10 protein-coding genes and 1 pseudogene are annotated in these 14,528 nt (G+C 72.5%); 5 read left to right on the top strand and 6 right to left on the bottom strand.

Annotated elements, in window-relative coordinates:
• Nucleotides 1-608 (bottom strand): IclR family transcriptional regulator (locus tag MR1_RS08230; RefSeq protein ID WP_409366244.1); only part of this gene is annotated, 608 nt, incomplete at its 3' end.
• 52 nt (nucleotides 609-660) lie between these two features.
• On the opposite strand from MR1_RS08230, the gene hutH reads away from it, so the two are divergent.
• From hutH to hutI, 3 genes are all read left to right on the top strand, one after another.
• The gene (gene hutH, locus MR1_RS08225; RefSeq protein ID WP_067244898.1) at nucleotides 661-2,202 is read left to right on the top strand and encodes a histidine ammonia-lyase; all 1,542 of its coding nucleotides are present in this window, start codon (nucleotides 661-663) and stop codon (nucleotides 2,200-2,202) included.
• Nucleotides 2,195-3,865, top strand: coding sequence for a urocanate hydratase (gene hutU, locus MR1_RS08220; RefSeq protein WP_067244896.1), 1,671 nt, complete (start codon nucleotides 2,195-2,197; stop codon nucleotides 3,863-3,865). Before hutH ends, hutU begins: the two co-directional genes overlap by 8 nt.
• 100 nt (nucleotides 3,866-3,965) lie before the next feature.
• A complete protein-coding gene (gene hutI / locus MR1_RS08215; RefSeq protein ID WP_067244894.1) occupies nucleotides 3,966-5,141 on the top strand; it encodes an imidazolonepropionase in 1,176 nt (391 codons plus the stop codon).
• An 89-nt stretch (nucleotides 5,142-5,230) separates the two neighbouring features.
• Here the strand turns inward: hutI and MR1_RS08210 are convergent, their stop codons facing one another.
• Nucleotides 5,231-5,503, bottom strand: coding sequence for a hypothetical protein (locus MR1_RS08210; RefSeq protein ID WP_067244891.1), 273 nt, complete (start codon nucleotides 5,501-5,503; stop codon nucleotides 5,231-5,233).
• Nucleotides 5,500-5,739: a hypothetical protein gene (locus MR1_RS08205; RefSeq protein WP_067244889.1), complete on the bottom strand. Its 240-nt coding sequence runs from the start codon at nucleotides 5,737-5,739 to the stop codon at nucleotides 5,500-5,502. The genes MR1_RS08210 and MR1_RS08205 overlap by 4 nt, the downstream gene beginning before the upstream one ends.
• A gap of 142 nt (nucleotides 5,740-5,881) precedes the next feature.
• Here MR1_RS08205 and MR1_RS08200 point away from each other — a divergent pair.
• Nucleotides 5,882-6,534: pseudogene (locus tag MR1_RS08200) on the top strand (NAD(P)H-binding protein).
• A gap of 90 nt (nucleotides 6,535-6,624) precedes the next feature.
• Here the strand turns inward: MR1_RS08200 and MR1_RS08195 are convergent.
• Nucleotides 6,625-7,527 carry an arginase family protein gene (locus MR1_RS08195; protein ID WP_067244887.1) on the bottom strand — a complete coding sequence of 301 codons (903 nt, stop codon included), beginning with the start codon at nucleotides 7,525-7,527 and terminating at the stop codon, nucleotides 6,625-6,627.
• Nucleotides 7,528-7,543: 16 nt separating this feature from the next.
• A complete protein-coding gene (locus MR1_RS08190; RefSeq protein WP_067244884.1) occupies nucleotides 7,544-8,821 on the bottom strand; it encodes a DUF445 domain-containing protein in 1,278 nt (425 codons plus the stop codon).
• A gap of 152 nt (nucleotides 8,822-8,973) precedes the next feature.
• Here MR1_RS08190 and MR1_RS08185 point away from each other — a divergent pair, with 152 nt between their 5' ends.
• Nucleotides 8,974-9,246, top strand: a complete 273-nt coding sequence (locus tag MR1_RS08185; RefSeq protein ID WP_067244882.1) for a metal-sensitive transcriptional regulator — start codon at nucleotides 8,974-8,976, stop codon at nucleotides 9,244-9,246.
• 253 nt (nucleotides 9,247-9,499) lie between these two features.
• On the opposite strand, the gene MR1_RS08180 is transcribed toward MR1_RS08185, so the two are convergent.
• The gene (locus MR1_RS08180) at nucleotides 9,500-14,449 is read right to left on the bottom strand and encodes a type ISP restriction/modification enzyme (protein WP_067244879.1); all 4,950 of its coding nucleotides are present in this window, start codon (nucleotides 14,447-14,449) and stop codon (nucleotides 9,500-9,502) included.
• Nucleotides 14,450-14,528 lie beyond the last annotated feature (79 nt).

Below are 14,528 nucleotides of genomic sequence, written 5' to 3'. Positions count from 1 at the left end.
GTCACCTCCCCGTCCTCGGTCGCGTGCCCGGCACGGCGGACCTCCCGCAGCACCTCACGCAGCTCGACGGGCCGGGTCGGGCCGCGCCCGGTGCGGTCCGCGAACGCGGAGGCGTCGGGGTACAGCGCCCGCACCTGCGCCGCGGGGAGCGCGGCGAGCATGGCCCGTCCGGTGGCGGTGAGATGGGCGGGCAGCCGGACGCCCACGTCCGTCACCAGCGCCGGGCGCCGGGCCGCCCGCTCCTCGACGATGTAGAGGACGTCCCGCCCGGTCATCACCGCCAGGTGCGCGCTCTCGCCGATCCGGTCCGCCAGACCCGCGACGACCGGACGCCCGAGCCGAGCCAGGGGCTCCTGGCGGGCATAGCCGCCGGCCAGCTCGAAGGCCGCGGTGCCGAGGCCCCAGCGGCGCTCCTGCGGCAGATGCACGACGAACCCGTGATCCTCCAGCGTCGCGAGGAGGTGGTAGACCGTCGAGCGGGGGATCGACAGATCGCGGGCCAGGGCCGACGCCGCCACCGGCCCCGGCCGCCGGGCCAGATGGCGCAGGATCCGCAGCGTCTGGTCGGCCGCCGGGACCTGCGGACGATTGTCTGGGATCACAGACAAAGGTTGCCACAGCGATCGACCGCGCGGAAGGCGCGCGGTGTGGAATCGAGGCATGCCGGATCCCTCTCCCGTCCTCGTCGGCGCCGCGACGCTGACTCCCGCCGCCGTCGTCGCCGTCGCCCGCGACAGCGCCCGTGTCGAGATCGCGCCCGAGGCGCGCGCCCGCGTGGCCGCCGCGCGCGGGGTCATCGACGCGATGGCCGCGGATCCCCGTCCGCACTACGGCGTCTCCACGGGCTTCGGCGCGTTGGCCACGACCTTCATCGCGCCCGAGCGGCGCCGTCAGCTCCAGGCGAGCCTCATCCGCTCGCACGCCGCCGGCACCGGTCCCGAGGTCGAGACCGAGGTCGTGCGGGCGCTGCAGCTGCTGCGCCTGCAGACCCTCGCCTCCGGCCACACGGGGGTGCGGCCGGAGGTCGTCGACGCCTACGCGGCCATGCTCAATGCCGGGATCACGCCGATCGTCCGCGAGTACGGGTCCCTCGGCTGCTCCGGCGACCTCGCCCCGCTCGCGCACATCGCTCTCGCAGCCATGGGGGAGGGCGAGGTGCGGGGAGCGGACGGTGCCGTCCGCCCGGCGGCCGACGCGCTCGCAGAGGCCGGGATCGAGCCGCTCGTCCTCGTGGAGAAGGAGGGGCTCGCCCTCATCAACGGCACGGACGGCATGCTCGGGATGCTCCTGCTCGCCCTCCACGACCTGGACACCCTGATCACGACGGCCGACCTCGCCGCGGCCATGTCCATCGAGTCGCAGCTCGGCACCGACGCGGTCTTCGCCGCGGACCTCATGGCCCTGCGCCCGCAGGTCGGGCAAGCGGCCTCCGCCGCGAACCTCCGCGCCTTCCTCGGGTCCTCGCCCATGGTCGCGAGCCACAAGGGCCCGGAGGACGGACGCGTGCAGGACGCCTACTCACTGCGGTGCTCGCCGCAGGTGCACGGCGCGGCCCGCGACACGATGGCCCACGCCGCCTCCATCGCCGAGCGGGAGCTCGCGAGCGTCGTGGACAACCCCGTCGTGACCGCGGACGGGCGCATCGAGTCGAACGGCAACTTCCACGGCGCCCCGGTGGCGGCGGTCCTGGACTTCCTCGCGATTTCCGTCGCGGACGTGGCGTCCGTGTCCGAGCGCCGGACCGACCGCGCCCTCGACCCGGCGCGCAACCACGGCCTCCCGCCCTTCCTCGCCCACGAGGTCGGCGTGGACTCCGGCCTCATGATCGCCCAGTACGCCGCCGCCGGCATCGTCTCCGAGCTCAAACGCCTCGCCGTCCCCGCCTCGGTGGACTCGATCCCCTCCTCGGCGATGCAGGAGGACCACGTCTCGATGGGCTGGGCCGCGGCGCGAAAGCTCCGCCGGGCGATCGACGGGCTGGCCCGGGTCCTCGCCGTCGAGATCATCACCGGCGCCCGCGCGCTGGACCTGCGCGCGCCGCTGGAGGCGGGACCCGCCACCGGCGCGGTCCGCGACCTCGTGCGCACGGTCGCCGCGGGGCCGGGTCCCGACCACTTCCTCTCTCCCGACATGGAGGCGGTGACCGAGCTCGTCCGCTCGGGGGCCGTCGCCCGCACTGCGAAGGAGCACGCGAATGTCTGACCCGTCCTCGACCGGCGCACGTCCGCCGGTCCGCGCCCCCCGCGGCAACCAGCGCACTGCGAAGAGCTGGGGCGCGGAGGCTGCCAAGCGCATGCTGATGAACAACCTCGATCCCGAGGTCGCCGAGCATCCCGAGGACCTCGTCGTGTACGGCGGGACGGGGCGTGCGGCGCGCAGCTGGGCCGCCTACGACGCGATCGTCCGGACCCTGGACGAGCTGGAGCCGGACGAGACGCTGCTCGTGCAGTCCGGCAAGCCCGTGGGGGTCTTCCGCACCCACGAGTGGGCGCCGCGGGTGCTCATCGCGAACTCGAACCTCGTGGGCGACTGGGCGACCTGGCCGGAGTTCCGCCGCCTGGAGGAGCTCGGGCTCATGATGTACGGCCAGATGACGGCGGGATCCTGGATCTACATCGGCACCCAGGGGATCCTCCAGGGCACGTACGAGACGTTCGCCGCCGTCGCCCGGTCGCTCGGTCGCGACTCGCTGCGCGGCACGCTGACGCTCACCGGGGGCGCCGGCGGCATGGGCGGCGCGCAGCCGCTCGCCGTCACCCTCAACGAGGGCACGGTGCTCATCGTCGACGTCGACGAGTCGCGCCTGGCCCGCCGCGTGGAGCACGGCTACCTCGACGAGTACACGACCGACCTCGATGCCGCCATCGCGCGGGTCGTCGCCGCGAAGGAGGCCGGCGAGGCCCTCTCGGTCGGCGTCGTCGGCAACGCCGCGGAGGTGTTCCCGGAGCTGCATCGTCGCCGCGTGCCGATCGACATCGTCACCGACCAGACGAGCGCCCACGACCCGCTGGCGTACCTGCCCGTGGGGATCCCGTTCTCGCAATGGCGGGCGGAGGCCGAGCGCGACCCCGAGGGGTTCACGGCCCGGGCCCGCGCCTCGATGGCCGCGCACGTCGAGGCCATGGTCGCGTTCCAGGACGGTGGGGCCGCGGTGTTCGACTACGGCAACTCGATCCGCGCCGAGGCGCAGCTGGGCGGCTTCGATCGCGCCTTCGCCTTCCCGGGGTTCGTCCCGGCCTACATCCGTCCGCAGTTCGAGGAGGGGCGCGGGCCGTTCCGGTGGGCGGCGCTCTCCGGGGATCCCGAGGACATCCGCAGGACCGACCGCGCGATCGCGGAGCTCTTCCCCGAGGACACGGCGCTGCACCGCTGGCTGGAGAAGGCGGGGGAGAAGGTCCGTTTCGAGGGGCTGCCCGCACGGATCTGCTGGCTGGGCTACAAGGAGCGCCACCTGGCCGGGCTGAGGTTCAACGAGATGGTCGCCTCGGGGGAGCTGTCGGCTCCGATCGTCATCGGCCGCGATCACCTCGACTCCGGCTCCGTCGCGTCTCCCTACCGCGAGACGGAGGCGATGAAGGACGGCTCGGACGCGATCGCCGACTGGCCGCTGCTGAACGCGCTGCTGAACACGGCGTCGGGGGCGTCGTGGGTGTCGCTGCATCACGGCGGCGGCGTCGGGATCGGTCGGTCGATCCACGCCGGTCAGGTCACCGTCGCCGACGGATCCGAGCTCGCCGCGCAGAAGCTCGAGCGTGTGCTGACGAACGATCCGGGCACCGGGGTCATGCGGCACGTCGACGCGGGCTACGAGCACGCCAAGGACATCGCCCGCGAGCGCGGTCTCACGGTCCCGATGGGCCTGTGACTCGCGCGTTCCCCCATCGAGTGGTCAGTTTCTGTGGGTTCGGGCGGCCCCAACCCGCAGAAACTGACCACTCGGCATCACACAGAGGGAGGATGGCACCGTGCGCACGCTGATCACGAACATCGGGGAGCTGACGACCAACGACCCGCGGCGGGCGGCGGCGGACCCGACGGGGACCCTGCACGATGCGGCGGTGCTCGTCAAGGACGGGCGGATCCGCTGGGTCGGGACGACCGGTGACGCACCCGCGCCGCGCGAGGCCGAGGAGACCGTGGACGCCGCAGGGCGTGCCGTGATCCCCGGCTTCGTCGACAGCCACAGCCACCTCGTGTTCGGCGGGGATCGCGCTGCGGAGTTCGAGGCGCGGATGGCGGGTCAGAAGTATGCCGCGGGCGGCATCCGGTCCACCGTCGCCGCCACACGCGCGGCCACGGACGACGAACTGCGCGCCCGGCTGCGCGGCCTCCTCGACGAGATGCACGCCCAGGGCACCACGACGGTGGAGGTCAAGAGCGGATACGGCCTGGATGTCGCGACCGAGGAGCGGCTCGTGCGGCTGGCGGCCGAGGCGACCGAGGAGGTCACGTTCCTCGGGGCGCACGTGGTGCCGGCCGAGTACGCGGACGACCCGGACGCGTATGTCGATCTCGTGACGGGGCCGATGCTCGACGCCTGCGCTCCGCATGCGCGGTGGATCGACGTGTTCTGCGAGACGGGCGCCTTCACGGTCGCCCAGTCGCGCCGGATCCTGGAGGCCGGGATCGCCCGAGGGCTGCGCCCTCGGCTCCACGCCAGCCAGCTCGGCCCCGGGGACGGCGTGCGTCTCGCGGTCGAGCTCGGCGCCGCATCCGTCGACCACGGCACGTTCCTGACCGACGACGACATCGCGGCGCTCGCGGGGTCGGACACGGTCCTCACGCTCCTCCCGGGCGTGGAGTTCTCCACGCGCCAGCCATACCCGGATGCGCGGCGGCTCATCGACGCCGGCGTGACGGTCGCCCTGGCCTGCGACACCAACCCGGGATCCAGCTTCACGTCCTCGATGCCGTTCTGCATCGCCGTCGCTGTGCGCGACATGCGGATGACGGTGGCGGAGGCGGTGTGGGCGGCCACGGCGGGCGGTGCCGCGGCCCTGCGCCGGGAGGACGTCGGCCGCATCGCACCGGGCGCCCGCGCCGACCTCGTCCTCCTGGACGCGCCGACCCGCGTGCACCTGGCCTATCGGCCCGGTGTCCCGCTCGTGCACCGCGTGTGGAAGGACGGCCTCCCCGTCTGATCCCGGATCCGCGCGCGTTTGGGGCGCCCTCCGGGGGATCGGGGCGCGATACGGGGCCGGAACGCCCCAGAACCGGCCCCGAGCCGGGGTCACGCACGGTCGCGCAGGGACTCCTCGCCGTGGCCGCGCGCGCAGTGCGCGCAGCAGTAGACGACGCCGTCCGCCTCCACGCCGTGGCCGATCACGCGGCACCCGCAGTGGGCGCACGTCGGAGCCATGGCGTGGATCGCGCACTCGAAGCTGTCGAACGTGCGCGTGCGGCCGGCCTGGGTCACGGTGAACGACCTGTCGTAGACGTTGCCGCAGACCTCGCAGACCGCCGTCGTCGTCGATCCCGCCGCGGCGTCGACCGCCCCGCTCATGCCGGGACCTCCTCGACCTCCTCCAGCCGGGCACGGAGCATGCGCTTGCCCTGCTCGCCGGCCTTGAGGCTGTTGTGCTGCACCTTGCGGAACCACTCGGCGAGCTCCGCGTCGCCGGCCTGCTCCGCGTCCTCGATGTACGTCTGCATCTTCCAGGCGTTGCGCAGCGACGCCTCCAGGACGCAGACGAGGTTGTAGTTCTCGTCCTTCATCGCCCGGGCGGGCTTGTCCTCCATGATCGATCCTCTCTGTCGGGATCACCCCACCCTCACGCGGGGAGCACCGGGGGCCGAGGGGCTGGCGGACGCGGGGGCACGTGCGTATCCTGACCCGGCTCGACCGGCCCGCGTGCCGGATCCTCGGCGTAGCGTGGACGGCATGACACGCATCCTCCTCATCGGCGGCCACGGCAAGATCGCCCTTCTCCTCGAGCCCCTGCTGGCCGCGCGCGGAGACGAGGTGACGGCCGTGATCCGCGACGCCGCCCAGGCGGAGGACGTCCGCCGCGCCGGGGCCGACCCGGTCGTCTTCGACGTGGAGCGCGAAGACCGCGGCGCGCTCGCCGCCCTCATCGCCGGACACGACGCGGTCGTGTGGTCGGCCGGCGCGGGCGGGGGAGACCCGGCGCGCACCCGGGCCGTGGACCACGACGCGGCGATCCGCTCGATGGACGCGGCGGCGGACGCCGGTGTCGGCCGCTACGTGATGGTGTCGTACTTCGGATCCTCGCCGGATCACGGCGTCCCCCGGAGCACTCGTTCCACGCCTATGCCGAGGCGAAGGCGGCCGCGGACGAGCATCTGCGGGCAACGGCGCTCGACTGGACCGTGCTCGGGCCGAGCCGGCTCACCGACGCCGCGCCGACCGGACGGATCGACGCGACGGCGACGAGCTCGGGAGAGGTGCCGCGGGCGGACGTCGCGGCCGTCGTCGCCGCGGTGCTCGCCGATCCGTCCACCGTGCGGCGCACGATCCGGTTCAACACCGGAGGCGTCCCCATCCCGGAGGCGGTCGCAGGTCGGGACGGCTGACGGATTCGGGGCGCGTTTCGCTGATTCGGGGCGCGTCGTGGGGCCCGGAAGCCCCAGAACGGACCCCGAACCCCCGGAACAGACCCCGGCTCAGCCGCGGGCGGCGAGCGCGGCGAGCAGCTCCAGGACGCCGAGCGCGGCGAGACGCACGGTGCGCCCGTCCTCGGCGTCGGCGGTGGCGTCGACCTCGGCGAGGTCCGCGCTCACGACCCGCGGATCCGCGACGATCGCCCGGACGAGGGCCCGCAGCTCCCACGCGGCGAACCCGCCGGGGACGCTCGCCGGGCAGCCGGGCGTCGCGGCCCGGTCACAGGCGTCGACGTCGATGTCGAGGTGGACGCGCGGATCCGCGCCCGCCCCCGCGATCTCGACGGCCTCGGCCACGACGTCGTCGATCCCGCGGCGGCGCACCTCGTCGATCGTGATGACCCGGATGCCCCAGTCGGCGGCGCGGGCGGCGTACGCGGCGGAGTTGGCGAAGTCTGCGATGCCGATCTGCACGATCCGCCGCGGATCGATCCGCTCCCGCTCGGGCGCGTCCTCGACGAGGCGGCGCACGGGCGAGCCGTTGGAGACGCCGTCGCGGAGGTCGAAGTGCGCGTCGATCGTGATGAGTCCCGACGCGCCCGCGCCCCGGGCGACCGCGTACGTCAGGGAGTTGTCGCCGCCGAGGGCGATGACGAGGCGCGCCGTCTCGGCCAGCGCCCGTACCCGGTCCACCGTCCGGGCGACGCCGTCGTCGCCGTCGGGCTCGGTCACGTCGCCGGCGTCGGCGATGCGGAGGAGAGCGTCCAGGTCCTGCACCGGCGGGCCCATCACGGTCGGGCTGTAGCGGCGCAGGGCCTCGCGGATCGCCGCCGGCGTCGCATGCGCGCCGGTGGGGGACAGCGACGTGCGCCAGGTGGGCACGCCGAGGAGCACGGCGTCGGCCGGGCCGTCGGGGGCGGGCCAGTCGCCGCCGCGCGGCCAGAGGGGATCGTGGGAGAGGGCCATGGCGGCTCCGTTCGAGTCAGACGCCCGGGATCAGGGCGTGGGCGACGGTGAAGATGGCCAGCCCCGCGAGCGCCCCGACCACCGTGCCGTTCAGGCGGATGTACTGGAGGTCCCGGCCGACCATCAGCTCGATCTTCTCGGTCGTCTCGGCCGGATCCCAGCGCTCGACGGTGTCCGTGATGATCGACGCGATGTCGTGCCGGTAGCGGTCGACGAGGAAGACGGCGGCGTCGGTCACCCACCCGTCGACGCGTGCCTGCAGGGCGGTGTCGGTGGAGAGGCGACGGCCGACGTCGGCGAGGGCGGCGACCGCGCGGCGGCGCAGGCCGCTGTCCTCGTCCGCGAGCGCGGTCAGCAGGCCGTTCTTGGCGGTGGTCCAGGCCTCGGCGGCGAGGGCGGCGACCTTCGGGCTGTCGAACACCGTCGCCTTGGCGTTCTCGAGCCGTGCGCGGGTCGCCGCATCGTGCTGGAGGTTGTCGGCGAGGCGGGCGAGGTAGCGATCGATCGCGTGCCGGGCGGGATGGGCGGGATCGGCCTGGACGGCGCGCACGAACTTGAGCGCCTCGTTGTAGGCCGCCTCGTCCACGAGCCGTTGGGCGACGCGCGGGACCCAGGACGGCAGGCGCCGCGAGATCAGCCCCTCGAACGTGTCGCGGTTGGCCGCGAGCCATGTCTCCAGGCTGTCGACCGCGAGGTCCACGGCGCCGTGGTGGGCACGGCTCTGCACGACCTTCTCCAGCCACCCGCCCGCGGCCGGGCCCCACTCCGGCTGGACCAGGTGCTCGCGGGCGAGGTCGGCGATCAGGTCGCGCACGTCGTCGTCGCTGAGCGCGCGGAGCACGGCCGCGGCGACGGTCGCGCCCTCCGCGGCCACGCGTTCGGCATGCCGCTCCTGGCCCAGCCACTCGCCGAGCCGCGCGGCGATGTCGGTCTCGTCGAGCTTCGTGCGCACCACCTCGGCGGCGAGGAAGTTCGTCTCGACGAACTCGCCCAGGGAGCGCCCGATCTCGTCCTTGCGGTTGGGGATGATCGCCGTGTGCGGAATCGGGAGGCCCAGCGGACGCCGGAACAGCGCGGTGACGGCGAACCAGTCGGCGAGGGCTCCGACCATGCCGCCCTCGGCCGCGGCACGGACGTAGGCCAGCCACGGGTACCGGTTCTGGAGCCAGAACGCGACGACGAAGGCGACGGCCATCACGAGCAGCGCGACGAGGGCCACGGCCTTCATACGCCGCAGCGACCGCAGGCGCTCGCGGTCGGCCTCGGAGAGCAGGGCGGGCGGTGCGGTCACCATGGTCGCTATCCTGCCACCCTCGTCCTGCCGACTCCGGACGCGCGGTCCGCGTGCCCGGGGAGGCCCCTGCGCCGTGAGCCGACGTCCGCCGACATCATCGGTCCGGCGGGGGATCGACCCGTTCCCGGCCGGATCCGGTCTACGCTCGGAGCGTGATCGAAGACATCAAGAAGCGCGCCCTGCACCGCGCCAGCATCCTGGAGGGCCAACTGCGCGGGGTGACGCGGATGATCGAGGGCGAGGAGTACTGCATGGACATCATCACGCAGTCCCGCGCCATCCAGCGTTCGCTCGAGTCCCTCAACCGCCTCCTGCTGGAGAACCACCTCCGCACGCACGTCTCCCACATGTTCGACGAGGGCGGCCCCCAGCGCGATCAGGCCGTCGAAGAGCTGCTGAAGGCGTTCGACTTCAACTCCAAGTAGTCCGTCGGCGGGGCGTTTCGTCTCGTCGCTGCGCTCCTCGCTCAACGACCGGTGGGTTTCGGTGGTTGAGCGAGCGGAGCGAGTCGAAACGCGCGGATCCGACGGCGGGGGCGCCCCGCCGCTGCGCTCCTCGCTCAACGACCGGTGGGTTTCGGTCGTTGAGCGAGCGGAGCGAGTCGAAACGCGCGGATCCGACGGAGGGGCGCCCCGTCGCTGCGCTTCTCGCCCGACGACCGAGTGCGCCGGGATCCGCTCAGGCGTCGAGCACCTCGAACGGCGGCAGGCCCGCGATGAGGAGCCGCGTCTGCATCGACAGCGTGACGAGGGACCCGATGAGGCGCACGACGTATCGCGGATCGGCGCGATCGCGCAGCCAGGCGTTGGGATCGTTCACGATGCCGGTCTGCGCGTCGACGCGGACGCGGTAACGGTCCAGGATCCACTCGAGGGGACTGCGTCCGCCGATCCGGTACTCGTGCGCCTCCTCCGGGATGCCGGTGAGGGTCAGGAAGGCGTTGTAGCGGATCGCGCTGCGGTCGCGGCGCGTCGTCCAGGTCATCCGATCGATCGCGTACCGCGCGGCGTCGTCGTCGGTGGGGGCGTCGATCGCCCAGACCTCGGCCAGCGGGAACCCGTCCGCCGCCTCGTACCCGAGGTGCAGCGCCGCCAGCGCCTCGCCGGTGCGGACGTACGCGCGGATGTCGGCCACGACCGGGATCCGCGGCAGCACGCGCTTCAGATCCGCCTCGTAGCGGGCGCGGTACTCGGGATGGTGCAGGATCGCGTACACCGCGGAGAACACGTCGCCCTTCGTCAGCTCGTCGTCCTCGTAGACGCGCCGATACCGGGCGAGCGTCTCGTCGGTGATGTTGTCGACGCGCCGGTACCCGTCCACCACGACCTCGTCCTCCGTCGGATCGAGGCCGTCCAGGGCGCCGAGGTCGAGGCCGGTGGGTGCGGCGAGCGGCTCCCAGCGCCAGCGCGCGAAGACCTGGGCGTCGCCGACGACGTGGAGGTCCGGGATCGCGTCGACCATCAGCGGGACGTCCGCGCCGCGGGCATTGACCGCGATGGCGCGGTTGGGGTGCGCCGGGGTCGGGAAGAGCCGGGGGAGCTGGTAGGTGCAGTTGTTCATTCGCTGCGTGGGATCGAAGTAGATCGGGGTGCGGACGAACGGGCGGTACACGCCCTCCCGGTAGCCCGCATCGGAATGGGCCGTCTCCCGGTCGCGGTCGACGTCGCCGAGGTTGACCCGGTCCCAGCTGCCCCGGCGCGGGTCGCGGGTGACGAGCGTCCGCGGGCGGGTGCCGCCGGCGGCGAGGGACCGGACCCTTCGCCGTTCGCCGTTCAGGAAGTCGACGTGCCGGCGGACGTTGGCGCGCAGCAGCGTCCGGTCGAAGTTGACGCACCACGCGTCCCGGTTGGTCTTGAGCCCGTTCGAGGACAGCGCGAACACCCCGTCCGGCCCGGACAGCGCGCGGAAGGCGCCGAAGCGCTCGTCGCGCTGGTTGAGCCAGTCGCCGGCGGCGTTGGGGAGGATCTCGCGGAACTCGGATCCGCGGAGGGACGCCTCGGTGCGCAGTGCGTCGAGCTTCTGCTCACGGGTCATCGCGTCGCCCATGCTGCGGTAACGGATCCGGGCGGGGCCGACGTGACCGGCGCGCTTGACGAGGACGGCGATCACGACGCCGGTCATGATGTCGAAGACGTTGCCGCCCTCGTTGCGCGCCGCGTCGCCGACCCGGCCGCGGATGCCGCCGCGCAGGTCGTAGAGGAAGACGTCGCTGAACTCGTCCCCGAAGGCGAGCCGCACCCCGTCCGCGGTGTTGCCGTCGACGAACCCCGAATTGGACACGAACGCGATCACGCCCTCGTCGCCGATGCGGTCGGTGGCCCACCGGAGCGCGCGGAAGTACGAGTCGTAGAGCGAGTTCTTCAGGGTCGCCGTGGAGCGTTTCGCGTAGGTCTCCTCGATCCTCGCGTCGAGGGCGGGGTAGCGGGCGTTCTGGTTGTCGTCGTTGGCGCTGCGCTGCCCGACCGAGTAGGGCGGGTTCATGACGATCACGTCGATCGGCGCGCGGCGCTGCCGTTCGAGGCGCTCGGTGTTCTCGGGGAACACCCCGCCGGCCAGCTCGTGGTCGCGTTCGTCCATCGCGAAGGTGTCGGTGAGGCTGATGCCGGGAAAGGCCGCCTCCCCGGCGTCCGGCGTCGTGCCGGTCAGCTCGCGGAACACGCTCTCGAGGTTGACGGCGGCGATGTAGTAGCTGAGCAGCACGACCTCGTTCGCGAAGAGGTCGTGACGGTACTTGTACGCGAGGTTCTCCGGCGGGACGAGGCCGAGCTGGAGGAGGCGGGTGAGGAACGTGCCGGTCCCGGTGAAGGGATCGAGGATCCGCACGCCCCGGTCGCCCAGGCCGCGGTCGAAGGCGGCCCGGAACGCGTCGTCGGCCGACCGGAGGATGTAGTCCACGACGTCGACCGGGGTGAAGACGATGCCCATCCGGTCGGCGAGCTTCGGGAACGCCTTCGCGAAGAACCGGTCGTAGAGCGTGACGAGGAGGCGCTGCTTGGAGGTGAAGTCCGGGAGACGGCGGATGTGGTCCGTGATTCCGGAGTAGAAGGACTCGAGCGGCTCCCGTTCACGGGCGAACGCCGCGTTCTCGGAGAAAGAGTCGATCACCTCCTGCATCGTCAGCGACACGGGGTTCGCGCGGGTGAACGAGTCGTCGGGGAACATGGCGTCGAAGACGGGCATCGTGATCAGGTGCTGCGCGAGCAGCTCGATCGCCTCGTGCTCGGCGATCTCGGGATTGACGGTGGCCCGGAGCGCTCGGAGGAAGGCCTGGAAGCGCCCGCGGTCGCCCGCGGAGGCGTCCAGGTGCGCGCCGATGAGTGTGACGTACGTCTGCGCGATTCCGGAGACGTCGTCCGCCCAGTCGTCCCAGTACAGCCGGTCGCCGACCTTCTTCACGAGCGTGGCGTAGACCGCATTCTTCCAGTCGTCCGCGCCGAACAGCGGGAGGGCGGGGGAGACGGCCGCCGTCCTCGTGCGCGCTACGCGGCCGGCGGCGTCCGGGTCGTGATCGACCGCCCCGATCTCCCCGGGGGCCCGCGTGGGGGATGACGATGCAGCCAGGTCGACATGAGCGACGACCACCGTCTCGGGGGAGCGGCCGGTCAGGCCCATCCGGTTGATCTGGGCGTCCAACCGCTCGTCGTGGGAGCGAAGCGCCTGGAGGACCTGCCAGACGACCCGGTAACGCTCATTGTCCTTCAGGGCCTCCTCGCCGGAGATCTGCTCCGGGATCGCGACGGGGAGGACGATGTAGCCGCAGGTCTTCCCTTCGGCGCGACGCATCACCCGTCCGACGGCCTGCACCACATCGACCTGCGACTTGCGCGCGCTCAGGAACAGCACGGCGTCGAGGCCGGGGACGTCGACGCCCTCGCTGAGGCAGCGGGCGTTCGTCAGGACGCGCGCGGTCGGCGGTCCCGGACGCTCGATCCCCGGATCCTCGCGCAGCCACTGCAAAAGCGCCCCGCGCTCGATCGCGTTCATGGTGCCGTCGACGTGGCGGCACTCGACGCCGAGATCGTCGGTCGGGTCGTCGTTCAGGCGGGCCTGGAGGTGGGCGCGGACCAGGTGCGGGAAGTCCTGCTCGACCTTTCGCGAGGTCTTGATGTCCCGCGTGAACGCCACCGCGCGGCGCATGGGGGCGATGTCCCCGCCGAACCCGTCGGTGAGATGGCCGGACGGCCGCTGGGCCAGCGCGCTCCAGCAGCCGATGAGCTTGGCCACGTCGGTGAGGGGGAGCTCGTGGGATTCGAGCCGGAGGTGCTCGACGAACGACCGGGCGACCTGGCCCTCGCTCACCCCGAGAACGAGGACCTTGTAGTCGGTCAGCAGTCCCCGCTCCACCGCCTCGCCGAAGCCGAGTCGGTACACGACGGGGCCGAACAGCGTCTCGTCGTCCATCGAGACGAGCTCGACGTCCCGCTGCCGGGCCTGGCTCTTCGCCTCCGGGGCGTAGATGCGCGGGGTCGCCGTCATGGAGAGGCGTCGTTCGGCGTCGATGATCCGCGGATCGTGGATCTTCACGAACTCGGAGGGGTCCTCGTCCTCTGCGAGGCGGACACCCGTCGTGCGGTGGGCCTCGTCGCAGATCACCAGGTCGAAGGCGGGGACGCCGAGGCCCTGTGCGTCGCTGACGGCTTGGATCGACTGGTAGGTCGAGAAGACCACCGTCATGCCCTCCGACAGGTCGACATCGTCGAGGAGCCGGAACAGCATCGCCCCGTCCGTCGTCGCGGGGGCGGCCAGGTCCTCCAGGGCCACGCTCGTGAGATCGCCGTTGGCGACGCGCCCGAGCCGCGGATCCGATCCGACCGCGAACGCGCGGAACGGCATGTCCGGGTCGTGCTCGCGGGACCACTCCTCCAGGGCCTGCTGCAGGAGCGCCAGCGACGGCACCGCGAACAGCACCATGGACCGGCCGCCGCCGTGTTCTCGGGTGTAGCGCTCGGCGATCTTCAGCGCGGTGAAGGTCTTGCCCGTGCCGCAGGCCATGACGAGCGTGCCGCGGTCGAGGCGGTCCTCCGTGAACGCGCGAAGCGTCGCTTGGACGGCTTCGTGCTGATGAGGGCGCAACTGTTGACGGCCATGGAGCCGCGGCGCCCGTTCCGGGGCGGTCAGGCGGTAGGTGGACCAGTCGATCTGGCTGTGGCGCAGCTCCTGGAGCGTGATCCGGCTGATCCGCGCGGTGCGGTTCTTCAGCGCGTCCTCGGCGTTCGTCGACCATCGCCCGGACGTCGTGTCGACGACGATCCCGCCGGCGAAGGGCTCTCGGCCGACGGCCTCGAAGAAGGAGTCCAGGTCGGACGTGCGCATCCGGTGGTCCGCGGCGAAGAACCTGACCTGGATGGCGAGGAGGTCTCCGTCGGTCGTCTCCGCGACGAGGTCGATCCCGGGGTCCCCGCGCCCGTCGCGCCCCGGCCAGTCCCGCCACAGCCAGACCCGGCGGAACTGCCCGGATCTCAGGGGATCGAGCCGCAGGTAGTGGCGGACGAGCTCCTCGAGGTAGGCACCCTGGACGCGTCGCGAGTCGGCCATGGCCCGGAGCTCGTCCAGCAGCGCGTCGAAGGGGGTGTCGCCCGTCTCCTCGGGCGCGAAAGCCGGGGAGACGGGGAGGTCCTCGGTCGGCATACGGCTTCGCTCCCGGTTCGGCGGCGCGGTCGAACGGGGTCGTGGATGTGCGGTTAAAACCCCGTGGCGTTAACCTATC

Source organism: Microbacterium resistens NBRC 103078 (assembly GCF_001552355.1).
GTDB classification, from domain to species: domain Bacteria; phylum Actinomycetota; class Actinomycetes; order Actinomycetales; family Microbacteriaceae; genus Microbacterium; species Microbacterium resistens.
This window is presented reverse-complemented; position numbering and strand designations above follow the sequence as displayed.